Annotated in this window: 22 protein-coding genes; 14 read left to right on the top strand and 8 right to left on the bottom strand. The window is 71.2% G+C overall.

The features are described from left to right. The first annotated feature begins 105 nt into the window (after positions 1 to 105). Entirely contained in the window at positions 106 to 282 is a 177-nt protein-coding gene (locus IL992_RS06835; protein ID WP_193202461.1) for a hypothetical protein, read from the top strand. A gap of 69 nt (positions 283 to 351) precedes the next feature. On the opposite strand, the gene IL992_RS06840 is transcribed toward IL992_RS06835, so the two are convergent. Further along, positions 352 to 2,208, bottom strand: coding sequence for an AfsR/SARP family transcriptional regulator (locus IL992_RS06840; RefSeq protein WP_193202462.1), 1,857 nt, complete (start codon positions 2,206 to 2,208; stop codon positions 352 to 354). 210 nt (positions 2,209 to 2,418) lie between these two features. On the opposite strand from IL992_RS06840, the gene IL992_RS06845 reads away from it, so the two are divergent. After that, positions 2,419 to 3,072, top strand: a complete 654-nt coding sequence (locus tag IL992_RS06845) for a TetR/AcrR family transcriptional regulator (protein WP_193202463.1) — start codon at positions 2,419 to 2,421, stop codon at positions 3,070 to 3,072. A 41-nt stretch (positions 3,073 to 3,113) separates the two neighbouring features. Here the strand turns inward: IL992_RS06845 and IL992_RS06850 are convergent, their stop codons facing one another. Next, positions 3,114 to 3,770 carry a maleylpyruvate isomerase family mycothiol-dependent enzyme gene (locus IL992_RS06850; protein ID WP_193202464.1) on the bottom strand — a complete coding sequence of 219 codons (657 nt, stop codon included), beginning with the start codon at positions 3,768 to 3,770 and terminating at the stop codon, positions 3,114 to 3,116. A gap of 117 nt (positions 3,771 to 3,887) precedes the next feature. Here IL992_RS06850 and IL992_RS06855 point away from each other — a divergent pair, with 117 nt between their 5' ends. The 4 genes from IL992_RS06855 to IL992_RS06870 all read left to right on the top strand — a co-directional run bounded on the left by IL992_RS06855 (position 3,888) and on the right by IL992_RS06870 (position 6,971). Next, the gene (locus IL992_RS06855) at positions 3,888 to 4,514 is read left to right on the top strand and encodes a TetR/AcrR family transcriptional regulator (protein ID WP_193202465.1); all 627 of its coding nucleotides are present in this window, start codon (positions 3,888 to 3,890) and stop codon (positions 4,512 to 4,514) included. A gap of 284 nt (positions 4,515 to 4,798) precedes the next feature. Beyond that, positions 4,799 to 5,176: a hypothetical protein gene (locus IL992_RS06860; RefSeq protein ID WP_193202466.1), complete on the top strand. Its 378-nt coding sequence runs from the start codon at positions 4,799 to 4,801 to the stop codon at positions 5,174 to 5,176. A gap of 38 nt (positions 5,177 to 5,214) precedes the next feature. Further along, positions 5,215 to 6,399: a serine hydrolase domain-containing protein gene (locus IL992_RS06865; RefSeq protein WP_193202467.1), complete on the top strand. Its 1,185-nt coding sequence runs from the start codon at positions 5,215 to 5,217 to the stop codon at positions 6,397 to 6,399. A 389-nt stretch (positions 6,400 to 6,788) separates the two neighbouring features. Then, positions 6,789 to 6,971: a hypothetical protein gene (locus IL992_RS06870; RefSeq protein ID WP_193202468.1), complete on the top strand. Its 183-nt coding sequence runs from the start codon at positions 6,789 to 6,791 to the stop codon at positions 6,969 to 6,971. Between the two features lie 147 nt (positions 6,972 to 7,118). Here the strand turns inward: IL992_RS06870 and IL992_RS06875 are convergent, their stop codons facing one another. Beyond that, positions 7,119 to 8,627 (bottom strand): LCP family protein, encoded by a 1,509-nt coding sequence (locus IL992_RS06875; protein WP_193202469.1) that lies wholly within the window; start codon positions 8,625 to 8,627, stop codon positions 7,119 to 7,121. A gap of 54 nt (positions 8,628 to 8,681) precedes the next feature. On the opposite strand from IL992_RS06875, the gene IL992_RS06880 reads away from it, so the two are divergent. Beyond that, complete coding sequence (locus tag IL992_RS06880) at positions 8,682 to 9,740, top strand: glycosyltransferase family 2 protein (RefSeq protein ID WP_193202470.1); 1,059 nt, start codon at positions 8,682 to 8,684, stop codon at positions 9,738 to 9,740. On the opposite strand, the gene IL992_RS06885 is transcribed toward IL992_RS06880, so the two are convergent. From IL992_RS06885 to IL992_RS06895, 3 genes are read right to left on the bottom strand one after another with little or no spacing between them, the layout of a single operon-like run. Next, positions 9,717 to 10,331, bottom strand: coding sequence for a Uma2 family endonuclease (locus tag IL992_RS06885; protein ID WP_193202471.1), 615 nt, complete (start codon positions 10,329 to 10,331; stop codon positions 9,717 to 9,719). The genes IL992_RS06880 and IL992_RS06885 overlap by 24 nt on opposite strands. A gap of 55 nt (positions 10,332 to 10,386) precedes the next feature. Beyond that, positions 10,387 to 12,264, bottom strand: coding sequence for a CDP-glycerol glycerophosphotransferase family protein (locus IL992_RS06890; RefSeq protein ID WP_193202472.1), 1,878 nt, complete (start codon positions 12,262 to 12,264; stop codon positions 10,387 to 10,389). Between the two features lie 46 nt (positions 12,265 to 12,310). Then, positions 12,311 to 13,717: a bifunctional cytidylyltransferase/SDR family oxidoreductase gene (locus tag IL992_RS06895; RefSeq protein WP_193202473.1), complete on the bottom strand. Its 1,407-nt coding sequence runs from the start codon at positions 13,715 to 13,717 to the stop codon at positions 12,311 to 12,313. A 169-nt stretch (positions 13,718 to 13,886) separates the two neighbouring features. Between IL992_RS06895 and IL992_RS06900 the strand changes: the two genes are divergently transcribed. The 6 genes from IL992_RS06900 to IL992_RS06925 all read left to right on the top strand — a co-directional run bounded on the left by IL992_RS06900 (position 13,887) and on the right by IL992_RS06925 (position 19,893). After that, positions 13,887 to 15,419, top strand: coding sequence for a CDP-alcohol phosphatidyltransferase family protein (locus tag IL992_RS06900; protein ID WP_319018390.1), 1,533 nt, complete (start codon positions 13,887 to 13,889; stop codon positions 15,417 to 15,419). Positions 15,420 to 15,519: 100 nt separating this feature from the next. After that, positions 15,520 to 16,185, top strand: coding sequence for a DUF5941 domain-containing protein (locus IL992_RS06905; RefSeq protein WP_193202475.1), 666 nt, complete (start codon positions 15,520 to 15,522; stop codon positions 16,183 to 16,185). Positions 16,186 to 16,278: 93 nt separating this feature from the next. Further along, on the top strand, positions 16,279 to 17,010 hold the full coding sequence (locus IL992_RS06910) for a phosphocholine cytidylyltransferase family protein (RefSeq protein WP_193202476.1): 732 nt from the start codon (positions 16,279 to 16,281) through the stop codon (positions 17,008 to 17,010). A gap of 44 nt (positions 17,011 to 17,054) precedes the next feature. Next, entirely contained in the window at positions 17,055 to 18,095 is a 1,041-nt protein-coding gene (locus IL992_RS06915) for an iron-containing alcohol dehydrogenase family protein (RefSeq protein ID WP_193202666.1), read from the top strand. Beyond that, complete coding sequence (locus tag IL992_RS06920) at positions 18,073 to 18,831, top strand: CDP-alcohol phosphatidyltransferase family protein (protein WP_079316334.1); 759 nt, start codon at positions 18,073 to 18,075, stop codon at positions 18,829 to 18,831. The genes IL992_RS06915 and IL992_RS06920 overlap by 23 nt, the downstream gene beginning before the upstream one ends. Positions 18,832 to 19,011: 180 nt before the next feature. Continuing rightward, positions 19,012 to 19,893: a glycosyltransferase family 2 protein gene (locus tag IL992_RS06925; protein WP_193202477.1), complete on the top strand. Its 882-nt coding sequence runs from the start codon at positions 19,012 to 19,014 to the stop codon at positions 19,891 to 19,893. Positions 19,894 to 19,938: 45 nt separating this feature from the next. Here the strand turns inward: IL992_RS06925 and IL992_RS06930 are convergent, their stop codons facing one another. Beyond that, positions 19,939 to 20,817 (bottom strand): GNAT family N-acetyltransferase, encoded by an 879-nt coding sequence (locus IL992_RS06930; RefSeq protein ID WP_193202478.1) that lies wholly within the window; start codon positions 20,815 to 20,817, stop codon positions 19,939 to 19,941. A 205-nt stretch (positions 20,818 to 21,022) separates the two neighbouring features. On the opposite strand from IL992_RS06930, the gene IL992_RS06935 reads away from it, so the two are divergent. Beyond that, a complete protein-coding gene (locus IL992_RS06935; RefSeq protein WP_193202479.1) occupies positions 21,023 to 21,898 on the top strand; it encodes an ion transporter in 876 nt (291 codons plus the stop codon). 45 nt (positions 21,899 to 21,943) lie between these two features. On the opposite strand, the gene IL992_RS06940 is transcribed toward IL992_RS06935, so the two are convergent. Beyond that, a complete protein-coding gene (locus IL992_RS06940; protein ID WP_404804738.1) occupies positions 21,944 to 23,143 on the bottom strand; it encodes a cytochrome P450 in 1,200 nt (399 codons plus the stop codon). Between the last annotated feature and the right edge of the window lie 112 nt (positions 23,144 to 23,255).

Consider the following 23,255-nt stretch of genomic DNA (forward strand, 5'->3'; position numbering starts at 1 on the left):
ATGTGCCCGATACAAACGTCCGTGTATCGCAGCGGTATCTCCGTGATCGAAGCCGCTCCTAATGTCGGACAAGGAAAAAGGAGTCCTTCCCGAAGGAGGAACTGAATGACCCGGACCATTCAGCGGCTGGCGGACCGGATGGTCGCCCGGCTGGTCCCGGCCACCCGCGCGGAAGCGATCAACTGCTGGTACGAGGGCTCGACCTGCGTCCAGCGCTACTGCTGCAGCGGGTCGGAGATCCCCGGCGGCCGCTACTGCACGTCGTGGCGGTACCTCTGCTAGACGAGCACGGCGGAGCGCCCTGTTGAACAGCGCCCTTCGACAAAGGGCGCTCCGCTCTCGATTCGCGCCCTAGATGAATGCCGCCGAATTCTCGCTCTCGTGTTTTCCGGCGGTTCGGGCGATCTCCATGGCGTACAGGCGGGTGAGATCGTTCATCCGGTAATGGTCGGGAGCAATCGACTTCATCAGGCGGAGATCGGCCAGCCTGCCGAGCGCCGCCCAGGCGGTGCGCCGGTCGCATCCGAGGAGCCCCGCCGCGGTCGCGGACCCGCAGTCGGCCATGCCGCGCTCGCCGAGGCGGTGGAACAGGGCGAGCGCGCTGCCGTCCGCCAGTCCCCCGCACTGCCGCAGGGCCTGGTAGTCGAGGTCGAGGGCGCTCCGTACGGAAAGGTCACCGCAGGTCAGCAGGTCGAGCCGGTGCTCCTCGTCGGCCAGCATGTCGGCGAACGCCGCCAGCGTCCACTCCCGCCTGACGGCCAGCCGCTTGCCCGCGATCCGCAGCGCGAGCGGCAGGTTGTCGCAGAGCCGGGCCACCCTCCTCACCTGCTCGGGGTCGACCCGGTCCCGGCGGCAGAGCCGGACCAGCAGCTCGTACGCCGCGTCGTCCGTCAGGGGAGCGAGCGGCAGATGGTCGACATCGTCGAGCGCCGCGAGCACCATCCTGCTGGTGATGACGAACAGGCAGTCGGGACAGGCGCCAATCAGAGGGCGCACTTGCCCCTCGTCGGTCACGTTGTCGAGGAGGACGAGCACGCGCCTCTCGGCCGTGGCGGTCCCGAACTGGAGCACCGCGTCGTCGAGGTCCGCGGCGATCTGGCCGTCCGCCAGTCCCAGCAGGCCCAGCAGCCGGGTCAGCGTCTCGTACGCACCGGGCCGGGGAAGGGCCCGCAGATCGACGTGGAACACGCCGCCGGGGAAGGCCGGCGCCGCCGTCCGGACGGCATGCAGGGCCAGGGCCGACTTGCCCACCCCGGCCGGGCCGTGTACGGCGACGGGCCGCGGGGGAGAGGCCGCGATCGCGGCCAGGAGCTCGTTCAGCTCCGGATCCCGGCCCACGAGACTCGTGGAACCTCTGGGGCCCGCGACCGGCGCCGACGCCGCCTTCGGCCCCGCTTTCTGCCCCGCTTCCGGCGGGGGCGCCGGGTGAGACGGGTCGGGGACGGGGAACAGGGGAACCGCCTGGAGCGCGGGGTCACGGTTGAGTACGCTCCGGTGCAGCTCGGCCAGCTCAGGCCCGGGCTCGACGCCCAGCTCCTCCGCCAGGAAGGTTCGCGCCTGCCCATAGGCGGACAGCGCGGCCGCGGAGTCGCCGGTGCGATACAACGCGAGCATGAGGCTGCCCCACAGTCGCTCCCTGGTGGGATGGGCGGCCACCGTCTCACGGAGCTCCGGCACCGCCTCGGCGTGCTCGCCCAGCATGAGGCGGGCCTCGGCCTGCGCCTCCAGGGCCAGGCAGCGCTGTTCGGCGAGCGCGTCCAGGCGCGGGCCGAGCGCCGCCGACCTGGGCACGTCCTCGGCCGGTGCGCCCCGCCACCGCGCGAGAGCCGCCGACAGGTGGCGCAGCGCCGCCTCCGGCCGCCCGGCGGACAGCGCCTGCCTGCCCTGCCGCAGGGCGTCGGCGAACTCGGTCACGTCGAGCTCGCCGGAGTGCACGGTGAGGACGTAGCCGGGCGTCCGGGCCGTCAGCCGGTCGCCTTCGCCGAGTGTGTCCCGCAGCCGGTTGACGTAGGTGCGCAGGTTGGCGACGGCGGAGCGTGGCGGCTCCTCGTCCCACACGGCCATGACCAGCCTGTCGATCGACACGACCCGGTTGGGCTCGAGCAGCAGCGTGGTCAGCAGGGCGCGCTGCTTGGGTGAGCCGAGCGGGACCGGCCTGCCGTTCCGCCTGACCTGAACCGGGCCCAGCAACTCGAACCGGAGGTTCAATCCGCCCTCCGGAAGCCCGAGGGGGCGGACGTTCGCTTCCAACCGTGTGTTCGGTGCACGAGGGAACCTCCATAGGCGTCGGGAACGCCACGAAGATCCCTGCCCCTCGCGAACCCCCACAAGGTCGGCGAGCGTCCGGAACAGTTCCGGATCGCGCCTACCGGGGCAAGTGCGTGATTAGGGGGGATCCAGGCGGGAACCGACTACCGCATGACGGGTACGGGCGACGGGGGCCTGTCCGACCGAGTTCTCCAGGTGGCGACCCGCCTGTTCGCCGGGCTGGGCTACGACGGCACGGACATGCGGCAGATCGCCGACGCCGCGGGCACGGACGTGGCGTTCGTCAGGCGGCAGTTCGGCGACAAGCGGGAGATCTATCTCGAGGTCATGGACCGCATGAACAGCGCCCACAACGCCGTCCTCGAAAAGGGGATCAAGGACATCCTCAGCGCATCGCCGGAACAGAAGATCGTCGCCATGCACGGGCTCCTCGACCGATACGTCGACTTCTGCTGCCGCCAGCCGGAGTATCCGGCGCTCTACACCCACAGGTGGCTCGCGGACGCCAGTGACATCCCCGAGCTCGAGCCGATGTACGCCGCGCCGGCGGCGCAGTTCGTGATCGACACCATCGCTCCCCTGGTGACCGCCCCGGACGTGGACGTGGACTACACCATCAACTCGGTGATCTGGTGTGTCCACAGCTTCGTGCAGAGCGGCGTGTACGACCGGTCGGGCCAGCGCTACGACCACGACCATCCCGGGGCGCTGTGGCGCTTCCGCAGATATCTGCATCAGATGGTCCACCGCACGCTCCGCCTGCCGGGGGAGCCCCCACCGCTGGAGCGTCCCTTCCGCAGGTGAGACGCCCGCCTGGTCCCATCTTCTGGCCTGGTCGTCGACGCTCATGGGCCGGGCCGGGGCTCGAGGCCGTGCATCCGTGCGGTCAGGACGTCCGTCCCAGGACCGGACAGGCCGGCCAGACCGGCCGGACGCCCCGTCGCGACCAGGAGCAGGTCGGCGGCCGCGCCGCTGATCTCCTGCCCGCTGCCGGACGTCCAGTCCACGTCGGTGGCGACGAGGTGAAGGTCTGCGAGACGCGCGGACGCACCGTAGAAGCGGTTGCCGGCGACGTAGGTCAGGGCCGCGACCGCGGAGGCCGCCGGGAGTGGCCGGTCACGGTGCAGCGGGCGGGCGATGTCCTGCCCGTGCACCAGCAGGTCCACCAGTGGGTCCAGCGGTCCGCTGCCGGGCATGCGGCGCGGCGACATCGCGCTCTGGCGCAGCTGCGCGATGAGGTCGGCCGGAGTGAACCTCTGCGCGCGTCTGCGGGCACGCCTGTCGGTCATGCGGTGGAAGTCGCCGCGGGCGCGGGCCATGCCGGCAACCATGTCCAGCGCCGTGGTGCGGGTGGTGGTCGTCAGGTGGGCCACCACGTCCTTCACCGTCCAGCCCGCGCACAGCGAGGGGGTTGCCCACTCGGCGTCGTCCAGCTGTTCCAGCAGGTCGCACAGGCTCATCCGCTCACTCGTGATCGCGTCGCGCACGGCGTCGGCGTCCATTCGCGGCTCCTTCCGTCCCGTCTCGACGGGCTGCTGGCACTGACCCGTCAACCATGTCTACACTGTGAACATTGCGTGATGTGGACACTGTAGACATCATGGAGGCGTCAGGCAAGCATGAAGAGAACCTCGCCGGGCTACCACCACGGCAACCTGCGTTCGGCCCTGATCGAGGCCGCTCTCGACCTCGCCAGAGACAAGGGTGTCGGTGCTCTGGGCCTACGCGAGGTGACCCGAGCGGTCGGGGTGAGCCCCAACGCCGCCTACCGGCACTTCGCCGACCTGAGGGCGCTCGTCCTCACCGTCGCCCTGGAGGCCCGGCACCGCCTCGCACGCGCCATACTCGACCGGCTCGACACGATCACGCCCGGCCTCGACCCCGCGCGGCGATCTACCGAACGGCTGCGCGCCTTCGGGCTGGCGTATGTGGAGTACGCCCAATCCACTCCCGGCTGGTACGAGCTCGCGCGCGCCTCGCAGGAGGCGCCGCCGGACGGAGCGGAGGAGGGTGGCCCGCCCCCGCCCCACCTCATCCTGCTCGGCATCCTCGATGAGATGACGTGGGCAGGGGTCATGTCACCGGCTCGCCGTACCGATGCCGAGTGGTCGTGCTGGTCCACCGTTCACGGCCTCGCCGAGTTGCGCGTCCACGGGCCGCTCCAGGCGCTGTCCCGAGAGGAGGCCGTCCGGCTGGCCCGCCTCGCGCTGGACACCCTCATCCTGGGCCTGACCGCGAAATCATGACTCCTGACCTCCACCCGCCCCCGAGCCCCCCGAACGGCTGCCGTGAGCCCGAAACGCGGCGCTGGGCCGCCGCGATCAGCAGGTGGCCGCGGCGATGGGCGGCGCGGTCAGCGCCGGAGCCGCGAACGCCGTCGGCTTTCCGGGCTGTTGACGATGTACCGTCTCTTGGCCTAACTTCGTCTCTGTAAGAGACGAAGTTAGCGCATCGTCGGTGCGGGGCGTCGTCGTGGGCGTGGTAGTAATGAGATCCGCGGAGGAGGCCGTACAGACAGAGTTGGTGCACCATGACCGAGCGGTACCTCGGCGTCGTCGGTGTCGGCGAGGCGCTGGGCGTGAGCCGGCACGCGGTGCACAAGTGGCGCTCCCGCTATCCCGGCGATTCGGAGCACCCGTTCCCCGAGCCCGATGTCGAGGTCGACGGCACGCCCGGCTGGCGGCCTGACCGGCTGGCGGAAATCACCGAATGGCGCAACGGCCTGCCGGGCCGTGGCGCCGGCGGCGGACGTCCTACCGCCGCACGACAGGAATACCTGAAAGAAGCGGCGGCGCGAGGCATGGACCGGGACGAAGCGCTGCGCGCGCTCGTCACGTTGTCCGAAGAGTTTCCCGAGATGACCGAGCCGGAAATCTGCGCCTGGCTCATCGGACACTGGCGGAGATAGCACTTCCCCGATCAGTTCCATGACGAAGGCGATGACGCATGCCCGAAATCGGCGGCGAGACCGCACCCGGATTCGAAGCGGTACGTGAGGCGTTCGCGGCCAATCTGGCCGGCGGGCAGGAAGTGGGCGCCGCGGTCGCCGTCTACCTGCACGGCCGTAAGGTCGTCGACCTGTGGGGCGGGATCGCCGACCCAGGGTCCGGCCGCCGCTGGGAGCGCGACACCCTGCAGGTCGTTTTCTCCACCACCAAGGGCGTCACCGCCGCCTGCGCGCACCTGCTGGCCGAGCGGGGCGAACTGGACCTGGACGCCCCCGTCGCCGACTACTGGCCGGAGTTCGCGGCATGCGGGAAAGACCGGATCCCGGTCCGCTGGCTGCTCACCCACCAGGCCGGACTGCCCGCGCTCGACCACCCGATCACTCCGGCGGAGGCGATCGCCTGGCATCCGATGGTGAGCGCGCTGGCCGCCCAGCGGCCGTTCTGGGAGCCGGGCGCCGATCACGGCTACCACGCCCACACGTACGGCTTTCTGATCGGCGAGGTGGTCCGCCGGGTGACCGGCCGCAGCCTCGGCACGTTCCTCGCCGAGGAGATCGCCGCGCCGCTCGGCCTGGACCTGTGGATCGGGTTACCGGAATCCGAGCAGCACCGGGTCAGCCGGATCGTCGCCGCCCCGATCGACCCCGGCGCCTTGGCCGCGATCGACCTGGACGGCCTGCCCGAGCCCGCGCGCGAGGTGATGAGGGCCTACGCCGACCCCACGTCGCTGACGATGCGGGCGATGACCGTCGTCACGCCGCTGCTGAACCACGACGACCCCGCCGAGCAGTTCGCCGAGATGCCCTCGACCAACGGCATCTGCACGGCCCGCGCGCTGGCCCGCTTCTACGCCGCGCTCATCGGCGAGGTCGACAGGCATCGCGTCCTCTCACCCGGCGCTCTGGCGGCGGCGACCGCCGAACAGGTCAGCGGCGTGGACCGCGTCCTGCGCGTGCCCGTCCGGATCGCCACCGGTTTCGGCCTGCCGACACCCGGCGCCTTCTGGTACAGCCCGACCGCCTTCGGGTTCCCCGGCTACGGCGGGTCGCTCGGCTTCGCCGACCCGGCGACCGGCCTGGCCTTCGGCTACGTCATGAACCACATCCAGGAGGGCGTGCCGGACCGGAGGGCCGCCACGCTTCTCGACGCGGTCCGCGGCGCGATCAGGGCCGGGGCTCGGTAGCACCTCCCGCGACAGCCCCTGCTGGTGTGTTTCTACAGAAGCGTGGTTCTGTACTTCGCCGCCACCGAGGCCACGGAGGCGGAGTCGCTCCGGCTCTTCGCTGACGCGCTCGTACGGCATACGCGGGAGGTGCTGGAGCGTCCCTTCCGCGACTGGAACGACACGATCGCGGAGTTGTTCCGCAGGTTCCGAGGCCGGCCGACTCCGGTGGTCGTGGACGAGTTTCCCTTCCTGGCCAGAGTCACGCCGAGCCTCCCCTCGATCATCCAGCGCGAACTCGGCCCGGGCGGCAGCGGACGGGACAGTTCCGCGCGCCTGATCCTCTGCGGCTCCGCCATGGCGGTCATGGGCGGACTGCTCGCGGGTCAGGCGCCGCTGCGGGGCGCCACGTGGGGCGGCTGGCCCGGGCCCGCGACCTCCTCGCCGCCAAGGGCTACGACACCCGCGACACGATCCTGGCCTGCTACAGCGGCGCGGGTTTCACCGCCGAGCTGCGGGCCTCGGCCGCCGAGGACCCCGGTATCCGCCTGATCGGCCTGGACGACATCTACGCCCCGGGGGAGTTCGGCTGAGGCCCCGCCGGTCACTTGGGCCGAAGCCTTCAGCGCCCGTGCGTCGATCTCCCGGCCTGGTCCGCCTGCCCGTTCACACGAAGCAGTAGCGCGAGGCGGCGCTGCGGCAGTTCTGTCGCGCCGAAGGCGAGTGCCGGCCGGGGGCCGTTACTTTTTGCAGATGTTCTGCGTGGCGGTGCGGGCCGAGGGGGTCGCCTGCGGCGTGGGCGCCGACGGCGTGGCGGAGCCCTCCGGCGCGGCCACCGTCACCTTCTTCACGTCGTGGTTCTTCTGGCCCACGACGACCTCGATGCCGGTCACGTCCGGTTGCTCGCGCAACTCGGCGCCCGGGATGGCGGCGGCCACCGTACGCGCCGAGTCCTCGCGGCCGGGCGGGTAGCGGACGACCGTGGTGGCGAAGTCGCGGCGGGCCGTGTCTCCGGGGGGTGACGGCACCATGAACCCGGCCTCGACGAGGCGGGCCTTCGTGGTCGCGCCCAGGCCGGCGATGAGCGTGCCGTTGAGCACCTTGACCGAGATGCGGCCCGGGGGAATCGTGAGCGCCGTCGGGGAGGGGGAGGGCGCTGCGCTCGCCGACGCCGCCGGGCTGCCCGAAGCGGACGCCGAGGCCTTCGCCGACGGCTTGACGAGGGGCTGGTCGGCGTCGATCCGCTGGAACAGGTCGCGGGCGGCCGGCTTGTCCCACAGCACCGCCGACTCGCCCGTCGGCGCGTGGTAGTTCACGTCGGCCAGCGGCACGGTCGCGAACGACACGTCGTCGGTCGAGACGTCCTTGAACTGGTTCACCATGCCGAGCAGGTCCTTCTGCAGGGCCGCGTCCACCGTGAGCGTCTTGAACGTGGAGTCGAGGAACCCGGCGAGCTTGGCGGGGTTGGCCAGCGTGCCGCCGCTGAGGGCCTTTCCGAGCAGCGCGGAGATGACCTGCTGCTGCCGGTCGATCCGGTCGAGGTCGGAGCGCGCCGTGGCCCTCGTGCGGGCGTACGCGAGCGCGTTGACGCCGTCCAGCGTGTACGTCCCCGGCTGCAGGTTCAGCTTGGTCTTCGGGTCGTCGATGGGCACCGGCGTGCAGACGGTGACGCCGCCCAGCGACTCCACCACGTCGATGAACCCGAGCACGTTCACCTCGATGTAGTGGTTGATGCGCAGGCCCGTCGCCTGCTCCACCGTCTTCACGGCCAGCTTGGCGCCGCCGAACTGGTACGCGGAGTTGATCTTGTGCTCACCCTTGCCGGGGATCGTCGTCCAGGTGTCCCGCGGCAGGCTGACCACGGTCACGTTGCGGTGGTCCTCCGACAGGTGGATCACCATCATCGTGTCGGTGCGCTGCCCGACGTCGCGGCCGAGGTGGAGCTGGTTCTGCTGGCGCCTGGTCAGGTTGTCGCGCTTGTCCACGCCCACCAGCAGGATGTTCATCGCGCCCGTGGATTCGGCCTCGCTCGTGCCGGCGTCCACGGCATGGATCCGGTTGAGCGCGTAGTTCGGCGCCACCCATGCGACGCCCGAGCCGATCAGCACGACTCCGGACAGCGAGCCCGAAATGACCAGGGATCGGAGGTTCGTCCTCCGTCGGCGGGCGCGTTGCACCGTCACCCTTACCCCGCCGTACCCGTCGCCCCCTACGCGGACGCCGGAGTCCTCCTCATGGTCGCCGGGCATTCCCGTCCTCCGGTTGCCGTCTCCACCCCTCCGTACAGTAGCGTGAGCGCCGCCATGAAGCCCTTTCCCGACTCGCGACAGTCGAGCCAGAATCCCGCGCGGCCCTGGCCGCCGGTGTCGGTGATCATGCCGGTGCTCAACGAGGAGCGGCACCTGCGCGACGCCGTACGGCAGGTCCTCGAACAGGACTACGAGGGCCCTCTCGAGGTCGTCATCAGCGTGGGCCCCTCCCACGACCGCACGCAGGAGGTCGCCGACGCCATCGCGGCCGAGGACCGCCGTGTCGTCGTCGTGCCGAACCCCACCGGCCGCACCCCCAACGCGCTGAACGCCGCCATCGCGGCGTCCCGCAACCCCATCGTCGCGCGGGTCGACGGACACGCGATCCTGCCCCGCGACTACCTCCGTACGGCCGTGGAGACGCTGGAGCAGACCGGCGCCGACAACGTCGGCGGCATCATGGCCGCCGAGGGGATCACGCCGTTCGAGCAGGCGGTGGCCTGCGCCATGACCTCGAAGATCGGCGTGGGCAACGCGCGGTTCCACACAGGCGGGGAGGCTGGCCCGGCCGACACCGTCTACCTGGGCGTCTTCCGCCGCAGCGCCCTCGACCGGGTGGGCGGCTACGACGAGCACTTCCTGCGCGCCCAGGACTGGGAGATGAACCACCGCATCCGGGAGACCGGCGGGCTGGTGTGGTTCCAGCCGAGGATGCGCGTCACCTACCGTCCCCGGCCCAACGTGCGCGCCCTGGCCAAGCAGTACTTCCACTACGGCCGCTGGCGGCGGGTCGTCTCCCGCACCCACCAGGGCACGATCAACCTGCGCTACCTCGCCCCGCCCGCCGCCGTGGCGGCGATGGCGCTGGGCCTGGTGGTCTCGCCCTTCTTCTGGCCCGGCCTGATCATCCCCGGGGGCTACCTCGTGGCGATCCTCGCGGGCTCGGTCCTCACCGGACGGCAGTTGCCGCCCGCCGCGCTCGCACGCCTGCCGGTGGTGTACGCCACCATGCACGTCTCGTGGGGGACGGGCTTCCTGACCAGCCCCCCGAAGCTCAGCAAGCCCCGTCCCAAGCCGGAACGGGCGAGCCTAGAGGACCTGTTCGAAGACTGAGGTGTCCAGCGTGAAGCCGATCGGGTGGGGGACGTGGATCTCCCGCCCGAACGGCACCGTCGAGGTCACCTGGTAGAGGCCCTCCTTGGGGTCGCTGTAGACCGTGACCGACGCGGGCCTCGTCAGCGGGTCCACGAGGAGCATCACCGGGACCCCGCCCCCGGCATAGATCGCCGGCTTCTTGAGGCGGTCGTCCTCCGCGCTCCCCTTCGACACCACCTCCGCGACCAGCAGCAGCCCGGAAGAGAAGAGTTCTCGATTCCCCCAGCGAGGGCAGTCGAATGGTGCGATGACGAAGTCCGGCTCGACCGGATCCCGGCTGCCGTCGATGCACACGTCCACGTTGCCGCTAAAGCCCTCCCAGCCTCTCTCGTCCATAAGGGGGATGAACGCGCGGAACAGGCGCATGGCCGCCCGGGCGTGTTCGGGGGTGCCCACGGGGCTCACTATCAGTCTCCCGTCGATGATCTCGGTCCGCAGACCCGGAAGTGGGGGCAGCGAATCGAACAGCTCACGAGGAGTGCCGGGAAGTGGCCGGTCCGGTATGGGTGCCAGAGCCGGACCGTGTGGCTTGTGTGAAGTCGCGACCATGGGTACGCATCCCTTCGTGTCTGCGTCGATACGCTGAGTTGACTTGCCCAGTATTTCAGTCACGGGCGGAGGGGGCGAGGGCTTCGAGGCCGAGGGAGCGGGCGCGGGCCTCGGCGCGGGCGGCGGCGCGCCGTACGGCCTCCTCGAAGCGGGCCAGCGGGTCCGGATGGTCGGCGCCGAGCAGGTAGGCGCGCAGGGCCCGCCGGGCCGCGGCCATCTCGTCCTCTCCCGGAGCGCCGAGACTGCGCAGGATGCCGGGAAGCTCCGCCAGGTCGGGCCCGAGCAGGTACGCCGCCCCGGCGGCCGGGTAGCGCTCGCGGAACCGGTCCGGCGGCAGATCCGCCACGTTGGCCACGACGTACGGCTTGCCGCTGGCCACGAAGTCCGACACGACGCTGGAGATGTCGGAGATCAGCACGTCGGCCTCGTTGAAGCACTCGTAGAGCGACGGCTCCCGGCCGGTCACGGCGAGGTGCGGCAGGCCGGTGCTCTCCTGTAGCAGGGCCATGACCTTCCGGTGCGCCGCCCTGGCCGCCGGTGAACGGTGACCGGTGAGCGGGTGGGGCTTGTAGATCACCCGCACCGGCTGGTCGAGCAGGGCGCGCACGATCGCGGGTCCCATGGCGGCGAGCGAGCTGTGGAACAGGTCGTCGCTCCACCCCTCCCACGTGGGCGCGTACAGGACGGTCCGGTACGGCGCCGCCCCCTCGGTGTACGGGCTGGTGCGCAGCACCCCGGCGAGCTGGGGGCGGCCGACCTCCTCGACGGCCTCGTCCCGCACGCCCACCTGGGCGCGCAGGTAGCGGTCCCGACCGGCAGGCCCGGCCACCCAGACCTCGTCGTACACCTTCGTGTACGGGTTGAAGGACGCCTCCTTGTCGCTGTCGCCGTGGCCGATGAACACGCTCCGCACGCCCGGCACCCGGAGCATGTGGATGTTGTTGCCGACGTTGGCGGGGAACAGCGCGACCCGCACGCCGTCGAGCGCACGGAAGTTCATCAGGTCGACCGACAAGGGGATGCACACGACGGGCAGCGTCGTCGCGCCGAGGGCCGTGACCAGCGGCCGGTCGCGCAGCACCACCAGCGTCCTCGGCGTGATCCGCTCCAGCGTGCCGAGCCACATGGTGGCCTGGTAGGCCGACGTGGCCGACCCGGAGAAGTACATGACGACCTCGGGCCGGTAGGCCGTGACCCAGTCGTCCACGGCGTCGAGGACCCGCCGCCGGTCGCCCAGGTGCCTGGCCCGCCTCGCGTGGACCAGCAGCGCGGCGACGGCCGCGGCCTCCAGCGCCAGGGCCACGACGGCGCCCGCCGCGCCCAACCAGCCCAGGTGCGTCCGGCCCAGGCCCGTCCAGCTCAGGCTCGCCGCCCCGGCCGCGGCGGGCACGACCGCGAGCGCGTCGAGGTAGAGCAGCCGGGCGCCCCGCCAGGTGAGCAGCGCTAGGGGCGGCGCGGGCGGGATCCGCAGCGCGGGCAGGTCGATGTTGCGGGTCACCACCGGCATCTGGTTGTGCCGGCGGTCGACGTGCTCGGCGAGCAACGTCTGCACGGCCCGCAGGCCGTGGAACAGGAACAGCCCGGCCGCGAGCGCCGCGAACCACCACGGCCGCCCCGGCGCCAGCCGCGCCAGCAGCACGACGGCGGCCGTCTCACGCGACAGGAAACGGACCGTGGCCCCGAGATGGGCCCGGCTCAGCGCCCCCGCCGCCCGGCCGGGCAGCGCGGCCTCCGCGGCGTACGACAGCGGCACGAGCACCGCGAAGGTCGCGGGCAGCGGCCACACGGCGGCCGCGAGCAGGGCCGGGTATGACGCGAGCGTGAGCGCGGTGAACGCGCCCCTGCGCCCCCCGGCCAGACTTCTCAGTGCCGGCCGCCGGACCAGCGCGACCAGTGCGTTCGGGGCCCTGCGCCCCCTGTTGTTTCCCCCCATGGGCGAGCGCCCATCCCTCCGTGTTTTCGCGGGTGCGTGGTTGCGGTCATCGGCTGAGCCGTACGTCCACGACCTGTCCCGTGAGGCGGGACAGCAGCACGTCGATGCTGGTGCGGGCGACGGCGGCGGGGGAGAGAAGCGTTCCGGCGGGTTCGTCGCCGAACGCGCGCAGCCGCATGGGGGTCGCGGTGCGCTCGGGGTTGACGCAGTTGACGCGGACACCCTGGCAGGCCCACTCGTCGGCGAGCGCCTGGGTGAGGTTGACGACGGCGGCCTTCGTGGAGGAGTAGAGGCTGTAGTCGGCCCGGCCGCGGGTGTAGGACGAGGAGGTGTAGAGCAGCAGGTGGCCGCGGGTCTCCATCAGGTATTTCACGGACGCGCGGGCGATGTTGACCGGTCCGAGGTAGTTGACCCCGATGGTCTCCTCGATCGTGTGCTGCCCGGCCTCGCCGAGCTTGCCCATGTGCAGCACGCCCGCCGTGTTGACGACGTAGTCGATCCGGCCGGTCTCGGCGTACACCCGGGCGAGCGCGTCCTCCACGGCGGCGACGTCCTCGACGCGCACGCCGTTCTGACTGCGGGAGAACGAGTGGACGCTCGCGCCGTACCCCTTGGCCAGCGCGACGATGTCCGCGCCGATGCCGTAGCTGCCGCCGAAGACCACGAGCGTGCGGCCCTCGAGCCCGGCCCGGTAGGCCTCCTCGTCCAGCGCGGGCGCGGCGTTCTCGGCGAGCTGGAAGAGCTTGTCGGCGATGAAGACGTCGACCGGATGCGTGACCTTCATGTTGTGCTCGCTGCCGGGCACGATGTAGATCGGCACGTCGGGCAGGTAGCGCAGCACGACGCCGCAGTCGTCCGTCGTGGGCAGCGAGGGGAACTCGGGGTCGGCCAGGGCCCGCTCGTACGCCGCCCGGATCACCGACAGCCGGAAGCACTGCGGGGTCTGCCCCCGGCGCAGCCGGGAGCGGTCGGGGATGTCGCGGATGATGTCGCCGCGCGGGCCGGGCGCGGCCACCACGATCGTGTCGGAGGACGGGATCGCCACCTCGACCGCCTCGTAGCGTTCGAGCGCGGCCACGCACTCGCTGATGATGCGGGGCTCGATCAGCGGCCGTACGGCGTCGTGCAGCAGCACGTCGCACTCCTGTTCGCCCAGCGCGCACAAGGCGCGCCAGGTCGTCTCGGTGCGGCTCGCGCCTCCTTCGAGCACCCGGCCGACCTTGGTGTAGCCGTTCCTCCTGACGAGCTCCTCGGCCTCCGCGACGAAGCCGGGGGCCATCAGGACGACGACCTCGTCGATCTCCGGGTGGCCGTCGAACACGTCGAGGGTGTGCTCCAGAATCGTCTTCCCGGCGATCTTCAGAAGCTGTTTCGGGGTGTTGAGGCCCACGCGCTGACCGACGCCGCCGGCCAGCACCACCCCCACCCTGCGCAGACGCGATTCGGCGATCATGATGTCCTCCCCGGAGGAGACCATACCCGTGCCGGAAGCCGGAGAAGGTGATTGCCACCTAGTGATCACTCGGTTACTTTGCGAGGTGAGCACGTGCGGTCAACGTGAAGCGGGTTTCCATATGGGGGCGGATCCGAGCAAGCCCGGTACGTCACGGGACACAGAGACGGTGGCGGTCGTCCTCGCGACCTCGCCGGCCGCCGGGCTGCCCTGGTCCGACGGCGCCCGGTCCGACGGCAGCCTCCTGGAGCGGCTCACCGCCCAGCTCCTCACGCTGCCGGTCCGCGAGGTGCTGGTCGTGGTGCGGAGCCAGGACGCCCAGGCGGGGGGATGGGAGAAGGCGGCGGCGACCGGCACGCGGCACCAGATCTGCGTCAGCGACGGGCTCGCCGAGGACCTGCGGATCGTGGCCAAGACGGCCCGGGCCTCGACCTCCCCGGTCGCCGTGCTCGCGGCCGACGTGGTCGCGCACACAGAGGCGCTGTCGCTGCTGCTCGAACATCCCGCGCGCCCGACCGGCGCGATCGTCGCCAGCGGCGACCCGGCCCCGCTGCGGCCGCCCGTACGGACCGAGTGGGGCCGCGTCGTGTCGGCGGGCACGTCCTTCCACGAGGTCGAGTGGGCCAACGGCACATTCCGCGGCGTCCTTCAGGTGGGGGAGGCCCACCTGGCCGGGCTGGCCGACATCGCCGAGGACCTTGCCGACCTGGCCCAGCGCCGTCACCTCGGGCGGGTCGGCGACGGCGAGGTGCCTGAGCTGCTGCTCACGGGCCTGGTGCGGGCGGGCGTCCAGGTGCACGCCGTCTCGTTGAACACCCTGCACTGCGGGCGGGCCGGCACACGCCCCGCCGCCGAGCGCGCGGTGCGCGAGCTGGCCGACGTCGACGAGGCGCAGGCCAGGCTCGACGCCGCGGTGAAGAGCGGCGACGGCTTCTTCACCACCCACTGCGTCAGCTCGTGGTCGCGTCACCTCATCAGGCCGGCCGCCCGTCTCGGACTGACCCCGAACACGGTCACCGGCATCTCGGTCGGGTTCGCCGCCATCGCCGCGATCTGGTTCTCCGACGGCCGCAGGGCGGGGCTCGTGGTCGGCGCCGTCGCGCTCTACCTGTCGTTCGTGCTCGACTGCCTGGACGGCCAGCTCGCCCGGTACACGCGCAGGTTCTCCCCGCTCGGGAGCTGGCTCGACGCGATCTGCGACCGGCTCAAGGAATACCTGGTGTACGTCGGCCTCGCGGCCGGATACGCGGCCGGATACGCGGCCGGATACGCGGCCGGTCCCCGGGAGCCGTGGGAGATCTGGGCCCTGGCGGTGGGCGCGATGGTCCTCCAGACGATCCGCCACGTGGTGGACTTCTCCTACTCGGGAGCGGTGGCCGACCGGGCCAGGGCGGCGGGCCTGCGGGTGGCGGCCCCGCGTCCGATGGCCGTGCCCTGGGACGAGGCGCCCGCGGCGGCCGCCGCGAAGGGCACGGGGTCGGTGCTGGCGCTGTCGCGGCGGCTCGACGCGCTGAGCGGCGCGCGGGGCGTGGCCTACTGGGCGAAGAAGATGATCGTCCTGCCGATTGGGGAGCGGATGGCGCTGATCGCGGTGACGGCCGCGCTGTTCGACGCGCGGGTGACGTTCCTCGCGCTGCTGGGCTGGGGCGGAGTGGCGCTGGCCTACACGGCCGCCGGGCGGATGGCGAGGTCCTTCGCATGAGCGAGCGTAGCGAGCGAATCGGTAAACACAGCGCCTGGCGAGGCGTTTACCTGCGCGCCTCCGGCACGACCCTGCTCCGTGCCGAAGGCGAGGAGGTGGCATGAGCCGCCGCCCTCGCGAGGCCGGCGGGAAGGGCAGGGGCGCGATCTCCGTGCGCATGACCCCGGTGCCGCGCAGCGTCGTGGTGGCCTACCGCGACGACGGCCCGCTGTCGAAGGCGATGGGGCTGCTCGTGGCCGGGCAGCTCCCGCCGCTGCCGCCCGTGGTCGCCGGAGCCTTCGTGACCGCCGTGCTGCTGGTGCTCGGCATCGCCGGGGCCGACGACTTCGCGGTCTTCGCCCCGGCGGTGGCCCTGCTGCTGGCCGGGGCGGGCAGCGCCCACCGGCACGACGGCCGGCTCGACTGGCTGGCGCCCCCGATCCTGCGGCTGACCGAGTACGGCTTCATCGCCTCGGCCGGGTTCGCCCGCTCCGTCCCGCCGGTGCTCATCGTCGCGCTGCTCGGCGCGATGGCCTTCCACCACTACGACACGGTCTACCGGCTGCGCCAGCACGTGTATCCGCCGCCGTGGCTGGCGACGGCCGGGCTGGGCTGGGACGGCCGCATGCTCGTCGTCGCCCTGGGTGGCCTGCTCGACGTGATGACCGCCGTGTTCGTGCTGCTCGCGCTCTACCTGTGGGGCCTGTTCGGCTGGGAGAGCCTGACCTGCTGGCTCGCCGCCCCCCGCACTCCCGACGAGGCCGTGGAACCGGCACCGCAGGATTAACGTCAGACCAACGCCGGATTACCCAAGCGGGGTGCGGAGCCAACTAACCTTTGGGGTTACTGTCTGACGCTCGACCTCAAGGAGTGCGGGAAATTGCTCGGAATGGTGCTGGCCGCCGGAGCCGGACGTCGCCTGCGGCCGTACACCGACACGCTGCCGAAGGCGCTGGTGCCGGTCGACGGTGAGACCACGATCCTCGACATCGCCCTGCGTAACCTGGCGGCCGTGGACCTCCGCGAGGTCGTGGTGATCGTCGGCTACCAGGCCCAGGCCGTACGGGAACGGCAGGCCGACCTGGAGCGGCGCCACGGTGTGACGCTCACGCTTGTCCACAACGACAAGGCCGAGGAGTGGAACAACGCCTACTCGCTGTGGTGTGCCCGCGACTACTTCTCCCAGGGTGCGCTGCTGGTCAACGGCGACACCGTCCACCCCGTGTCGGTGGAGCGGACCCTGCTGGCCGCCGAGGACACCTCTGACATCCTGCTCGCCGTCGACGACGTGAAGTCGCTGGCGGACGAGGAGATGAAGGTCACCCTGGAGGACGGCCGGCTGAAGCGGATCACCAAGCTGATGGACCCGGCCGAGGCGTACGGCGAGTACATCGGCGCCACCCTGATCCGGCCGGGCGCGGCCGAGCGGCTCGCCGACGCGCTGAAGGCCACCTTCGAGCGCGACCCGCAGCTCTACTACGAGGACGGCTACCAGGAGATGGTCGAGCGCGGCGAGAAGATCGCCGTCGCGCCGATCGGCAAGGTCGAGTGGGTCGAGGTGGACAACCACGACGACCTCGCGAAGGCCCGTGAGATCGCGTGCCGTTACTGATTTCCGCGGTCTTCTGAGGAGTTCGCATGCCGATTCTGGCAAGGATGCTCCCCGCGCCTCTCACGATGGAGGTGCGGCGGGGCGCGATCGCGCAGCTCGGCACCCTGCTCGCGGACAGCAGGGTGGCCACCTCCGGCCGGGTCGCGGTCGCGGTCGGCGTCGGGCAGGGCGACCGCATCGCGGAGGTCATCGCGCCGTCGCTGGGTGAGGCGAAGGTGCTCCGGGTGGCGGACGGCACCGTGGACGCGGCCGTGTCACTCGGCGCGGACCTGCGCAAGGGCAACTACGAGGCGGTGATCGGGGTCGGCGGCGGCAAGACGATCGACGCCACCAAGTACGCCGCGTCGCTCGCCGGCATCCCCATGGTGGCCGTCGCCACCAACCTCTCGCACGACGGCATCTGCTCGCCCGTGGCCTCGCTGGTGTACGAGGGTGGCAAGGGCTCGTTCGGCGTCCCCATGCCGCTGGCGATCATGGTGGACCTCGAGTTCGTCCACGACGCCCCGCCCTCGCTCGTCCGGTCCGGGATCGGCGACGTGCTGAGCAACCTGTCGGCCATCGAGGACTGGCAGCTCGGCAACGCCGAGCGGGGCGAGCCCATCGACGGGCTGGCGATCTCGATGTCGCGCACCGCGGCCGAGGCCGTGCTCGGCCGGCAGGACTCGATCGAGTCGGACGCGTTCCTGACCGTGCTCGCCGAGGCGTTGATCCTGTCGGGGATGTCGATGGTCATCGCGGGGTCAAGTCGTCCGGCGAGCGGCGGCGATCATGAGATCCTTCATGCTGTGGACCAGCTCTTCCCCGGCACCTCCAACCACGGTGAGCTGGCCGGCATCGGCGCGGCGTTCTGCTACTTCCTCCGCGAGGACGCGCACCGGCTCGGCCAGGTGACCGGCTGCCTCAGACGGCACGGCCTGCCCGTCACACCAGAAGACGTCGGCCTGACGGCCGACCAGTTCACGGCCGCCGTGATGCTGGCCCCCAGCACCCGGCCCGGCCGCTACACCATCCTTGAGCACCTCCGGCTGTCGGAGCACGAGGTCCAGGGGAGAGTTGAGGACTATGTCCGCGCCGTCGGTCGCTGAGCTTCGGGCGGTCGCCCAGCCGCAGACCACCATGGACCGCCGCAGCGGCGAGCACTGGGCCGGCCTGCTGTACATGCGGCGCCTGTCCATCTACGCCACCTGGCTGCTGGCCAAGACGCCCATCTCGCCGAACCAGGTCACCGGCCTGATGATCGTGTGCGGGGTGGCGGCGGGCGCCGTGCTCGCCCTCCCGGGCTTCTGGGCGGCGCTGGGTGCGGCCCTGCTCATCCAGGTCTACCTGCTGCTCGACTGCTCCGACGGGGAGCTGGCCCGGTGGACCGGCCGCACCTCGATCACCGGGGTCTACCTCGACCGGGTCGGGCACTACTTCGCCGAGGCGGCGCTGCTGATCGGGCTGGGCTTCCGGGCCTCGGAGACCCTGCCCGACTGGTACACGGTGATGGGCGTGGCCGCGGCGCTCGGCGCGATCCTGATCAAGTCGGAGACCGACCTGGTCGACGTCGCCCGCGCCCGGTCGGGCCTGGTGGCGACCACCGAGGCGGCGGCGCAGCAGTTCACCTCGCCGCGGCTCGCGCTGGCCCGCAGGGCCGCGGCGGCGCTGCGGTTCCACCGGTTGATCCAGGCCGTCGAGCTGTCGCTGATCGTCGTGGTCGCGGCGGTGCTCGACAACTGGTTCTCCGCCACCCGGATCCTCGTGGTCGCCTGCGTCGTCATCGCGGGAGTCCAGCTCGTGCTGCACCTGGTCAGCATCCTCGCCTCCCGGCGGCTGTCATGAGCGCGCCGTTTCCCGCGGGGTATGCCGGTCGGCCGTACATCGGCGGTTGGGTAGGGGTTTGTTGGCAGTTCCGATACCCTTATTCCACGGTAAACCAGGCAGATTCCGGATTGCCCGGCCATACAGACTCGGTGATCATGAAGTCGTGTGTAGTGCGCCCCACGTCGAGGCGATGACGCGGTGAAAATCTCCTGTGTCATCCTCACCATGGGCAACAGGATCGCCGAGCTCGACCGGGCGGTGGAATCCGCGCTGACCCAGACCGACGGTGACATCGAGGTGGTCATCGTCGGCAACGGCGCGGACGTGCCGCAGCTGACCACCCAGCCGCTTCCCGGCTCCGCAGCGACGATCAAGACCGTACGGCTGGAGCACAACGCGGGCATCCCCGAGGGGCGCAACCGCGGCGTGCAGGAGTGCTCGGGCGACATCGTCCTGTTCCTCGACGACGACGGCTGGTACGCCAACTCCAAGGTCGCCGCGCACGTCCGCGAGCGGTTCACGCACGAGCCCGACCTCGCCGTGATCAGCTTCCGGGTGATGGATCCCGAGGGCGGCTCGGTGCAGCGGCGGCACGTGCCCCGCCTGCGGGCCGGCGACCCCGAGCGGTCCTCCCCGGTGACGACCTTCCTCGGCGGCGCCTGCGCCATCCGGAAGTCGGCGTTCCTGCAGGTCGGCGGGTTGCCGGAGAAGTTCTTCTACGCCCACGAGGAGACCGACCTCGCCTGGCGCCTGCTGGGCGAGGGCTACCGCATCGAGTACGACGCCGAGACGGTCATGTACCACCCGCTGGTGTTGCCGTCCCGGCACAGTGACTTCTACCGGCTGAACGCCCGCAACCGCGTCTGGCTGGCCCGGCGCAACCTGCCGTGGCCGCTCGCGATGCTCTACCTGCTCAACTGGGTCGTGCTCACGCTCGTACGCGAGCGTTCGATGCCCGCGATCAAGGCGTGGTTCCGCGGCTTCTTCGAAGGGCTGCGCGAGCCGGCGGGCGAGCGCCGTCCCATGGCCTGGCGCACCGCCTGGCGCATGCTCCGCCTCGGCCGCCCGCCCATCGTCTAGCGCGCGGTCTGGACGAGCGGCCGCGGCGAGGGCGCCTCTCGGCGCTCAGCCGAGCGCCGACATGAACGACGCGACGAGACGGGACCGGTCGCCGGGGAGCGTCCGCCCGCCGTGGACCATGAAGGACGTCGTGGAGGCCCGCGCCAGGCCGCGCCCGGCGAACCACGAGATCAACTCCTGGTGACGGTGGTGGAGGTCGATCCTGATCCGGACGTCCGCGTCCCGGGCCAGGTCCGTGACGAGGGCGCGGGCGGTCTCGTCGTCCTCCGCGACGACCGGCCCGACGAACAGTTTGTCACCGCTCCGCCAGGCCGCCCCGTAGCCGATGATCCCGCCGTCCCGCTCGACGACCCGGACCTGCTCGGCGAAGGCGAACAGACGGGCCAGCAGGCGCGATCGGTCGGCCCCGAAGACCTCGACGTCGAGGGCGCACAGCGCGGCCAGGTCCCGCCCGGGCTCGGCGAGCCGTGCGGCGTTCCGGCCGGTGCTCGGCCCGCCGTACGGGTCGTCGCCGGTGTCGAAGCGGCCGACCCGGGCCTCGACCACGCCGACCGTCTCGAAGCCGAGCTTCTCGTAGAGGGGCCGGCCGTACTCCGTCGCGCACAGGAACAGGGTCGCGTCGCCGGCCTCCGCCAGGACGTGGTTCATGAGACGGCGTCCCAGCCCGCGCCCGTTGTAGCGGGAGGCCACCAGCATCATGCCGACCGCGGCCGCCGTCCTGCCGTACCGGGTGAGGACGACGGTCCCCGCCAGGCCGCCGCCGTCCGGGGCGTCGATGCCGAAGCCCTCGCCGTTCTCCAGCAGGAGCCGCCACTTGCGCTCCTCCCGCGGCCAGGAGCGGTCCTGCGCCAGGTCGAGGCAGTGGGGCAGGTCGCCGAGGCCGAGGCGGCGGACGGGCGGGGAGGACGGGTCTGCGGGCTTCATGGGCACCTTTCTCTTGGCGGCCCTCCGACGGTAGCGCCCCCGGCATCCCGGCCTGTGGCGGAGCGCGGAGCGTCTTCATCTATTTCCCTCCGGCCCCCGCCCCGGCTCACGTCGTCGGCGGCGGTGACGCTCTCCGGAAACCGTGGTCAGGCGCAAACTGTAAGATTTCGGGCGTTTGTTCTACCTGATCTGCTGGGGTGTGGGATTGCCCGTTTTCCATCGCGAACGGCTCCGCGTCTTCGTCGACTCACCTGTCTTCCACCGTGCGGTCATCGCCGTCATCGCGCTGAACGGGATCGCGCTCGGGCTGGAGACCTCGCCCGAGCTGGCCGAACGCCACGCCACGGCCTTCCTCGTGATCGACCGGGTCATCCTCGCCGTCTTCGTCGTCGAGATCCTCATGCGGATCGTCGCGCACGGCAAGGCGTTCTTCCGTGACCCCTGGAGCTGGTTCGACCTGATCATCGTTGCCGTCGCTCTCGTGCCGGCCTCCGAGTCGTTGTCGATCCTGCGGCTCTTCCGGTTCCTGCGCGTCCTGCGGCTGATCTCCGTGGTGCCGGGCATGCGGCGGGTGGTCTCGGCGCTGTTCGCCGCGATTCCGGGACTGGCCTCGGCCGTGGTCCTCCTGCTGCTGTCGCTCTACATGGCGTCCGTGATCGGCGAACAACTCTTCCGCGAAGCGGCCCCGCAGTACTTCGGAGATCTCGGGCGGTCGCTGTTCACGATGTTCACGGTGCTCACGGTCGAGAACTGGCCGCAGGTGGCCGAGGACGTGATGGCCAAGGAGCCGCTGGCGTGGATCTTCTTCGCCACGTTCATCGTGATCACGGCGTTCTTCGTACTCAACCTGCTCATCGGTGTGATCGTTTCCGCGATGGAGGCCGAGGTCAACGCCCAGCGGTGGAAGGAGGACCAGGCGTTGGAACTGGAGCAGCACACCGCGGTGATGAACGAGATCAGGGCGCTGAGCGAGAAGGTCGACCGGCTGGCGGCCAGCCTGCCGGTGCCCGTGGACGCCCGTCGCGCAGGCTCTGACGCCCCCTCGGAATCGGACCGCTGCTCCTGCCGCCACGATCCGTGAAGCCGGGCACCACTCCTGGGACGAGCGCCGCCGCGTGGCTCTCGGTCACGCGTCCCAGGTGACCGGGAGGCTCTTCACCCCGTAGATGTCCGCGGTCTCCGGGCGCAGGCTGACCTCTTCAGCCGGTACGGCCAGGCGCAGCGTGGGGAAGCGGTTGAGCAGCGCGGGGAACGCCACCCGCATCTCGACGCGGGCCAGCTGCTGGCCCAGGCACTGGTGGATGCCGTGGCCGAAGGCCAGGTGCCCGCCGTCCTGCCTCCGAAGGTCGAGCATGTGGGGATCGGTGAAGCGCTCGGGGTCGCGGTTGGCGGTGCTGTACGACAGGATGACCGCCGTGCCGGCCTCGATGGTCTGGCCGCCCAGCTCGACGTCCTCCAGCGCGGTCCTCATGAACGTCTTGGCGACGCTCAGATACCGCAGCAGCTCCTCCACGGCCCGGTCGGTGAGCGCGGGATCGGCGCGCAGCGCCGCCAGCTGCTCCGGGTTGCGCAGCAGCGCGAAGGTGCCCAGCGCCAGCATGTTCGCGGTGGTGTCGAACCCGGCCGCCAGCAGGATCAGGCTCATCCCCCTCAGCTCCTCATCGGTCAGGTCGCTGTCGGTGAGGTCGCTGAGCACGTCGTCGGTGGGGTTCGCGCGCTTGGCGGCCACCAGCTCCGCGAGGTAGTGCTGGGTCGCGGTGTAGGCCGCTATCAGGTCCTCGTCGCTGGTCTCCCCGCCGAGGAACGTGTCGATCTGGTCCTGGAAGCGGCCCCGGTCCTCGTACGGCACCCCCAGCAGCTCACAGATCACGATGGAGGGAATGGGCTTGGCGAACGCGGTCACCAGGTCCGCCGGCGGCCCGGCCTTCTCCATCGCGTCCAGGTGGTCGGCGGTGATCTGCTCGATGCGCTCGGTGAGCTGCCGCATCCGCCGTACGGTGAACTTGCCCACCAGCGGTTTGCGGTAGCGCCCGTGCTGCGGCTCGTCCATGAGGAGGAACTCGCCGGGAGGCGCGGGAGGAACCTCCACGCCGGTGTAGTCGATGGACGGGTGGTGGATCATGAGTTCCTTGCGCGAGCTGAACCGCGAGTCGGCCAGCACCGACCGGACCAGGTCGTATCCGGTGATCAGCCAGCCCTGGTGCCCGTCGGGGAAGGGGTAGCGGCTGATGGGGCCGTGCCGGCGGGCGTCGATCAGCTCCGCCGGCGGGTCGAAGGGGCAGCCGGGCTGACGTGCCGTCGGCAGGGTGGTGACGGTGTGGACCATGGTCATTCCTCTTGTCGGCCTGGGTTTCTCTTGCGAGAGTGCGTGTTCCCACCATGGCCGACCGCCCTGATACCGGGCCGGGGGCCGGGGGGGGACCCGGGGCGCACCCGCC

This window comes from Microbispora sitophila (genome assembly GCF_014892245.1).
Taxonomy (GTDB): Bacteria; Actinomycetota; Actinomycetes; order Streptosporangiales; family Streptosporangiaceae; genus Microbispora; species Microbispora siamensis.

Coding starts and splice junctions, on each gene's coding strand:
- IL992_RS06890 (WP_193202472.1), bottom strand. CDS start 12,264: ATGGGGGGAAACAACAGGGGGCGCAGGGCCCCGAACGCACTGGTCGCG.
- IL992_RS06845 (WP_193202463.1), top strand. CDS start 2,419: ATGACGGGTACGGGCGACGGGGGCCTGTCCGACCGAGTTCTCCAGGTG.
- IL992_RS06875 (WP_193202469.1), bottom strand. CDS start 8,627: ATGCCCGGCGACCATGAGGAGGACTCCGGCGTCCGCGTAGGGGGCGAC.
- IL992_RS06905 (WP_193202475.1), top strand. CDS start 15,520: ATGAGCCGCCGCCCTCGCGAGGCCGGCGGGAAGGGCAGGGGCGCGATC.
- IL992_RS06920 (WP_079316334.1), top strand. CDS start 18,073: ATGTCCGCGCCGTCGGTCGCTGAGCTTCGGGCGGTCGCCCAGCCGCAG.
- IL992_RS06915 (WP_193202666.1), top strand. CDS start 17,055: ATGCTCCCCGCGCCTCTCACGATGGAGGTGCGGCGGGGCGCGATCGCG.
- IL992_RS06940 (WP_404804738.1), bottom strand. CDS start 23,143: ATGGTCCACACCGTCACCACCCTGCCGACGGCACGTCAGCCCGGCTGC.
- IL992_RS06865 (WP_193202467.1), top strand. CDS start 5,215: ATGCCCGAAATCGGCGGCGAGACCGCACCCGGATTCGAAGCGGTACGT.
- IL992_RS06835 (WP_193202461.1), top strand. CDS start 106: ATGACCCGGACCATTCAGCGGCTGGCGGACCGGATGGTCGCCCGGCTG.
- IL992_RS06930 (WP_193202478.1), bottom strand. CDS start 20,817: ATGAAGCCCGCAGACCCGTCCTCCCCGCCCGTCCGCCGCCTCGGCCTC.
- IL992_RS06855 (WP_193202465.1), top strand. CDS start 3,888: ATGAAGAGAACCTCGCCGGGCTACCACCACGGCAACCTGCGTTCGGCC.
- IL992_RS06850 (WP_193202464.1), bottom strand. CDS start 3,770: ATGGACGCCGACGCCGTGCGCGACGCGATCACGAGTGAGCGGATGAGC.
- IL992_RS06880 (WP_193202470.1), top strand. CDS start 8,682: ATGAAGCCCTTTCCCGACTCGCGACAGTCGAGCCAGAATCCCGCGCGG.
- IL992_RS06885 (WP_193202471.1), bottom strand. CDS start 10,331: ATGGTCGCGACTTCACACAAGCCACACGGTCCGGCTCTGGCACCCATA.
- IL992_RS06895 (WP_193202473.1), bottom strand. CDS start 13,717: ATGATCGCCGAATCGCGTCTGCGCAGGGTGGGGGTGGTGCTGGCCGGC.
- IL992_RS06860 (WP_193202466.1), top strand. CDS start 4,799: ATGACCGAGCGGTACCTCGGCGTCGTCGGTGTCGGCGAGGCGCTGGGC.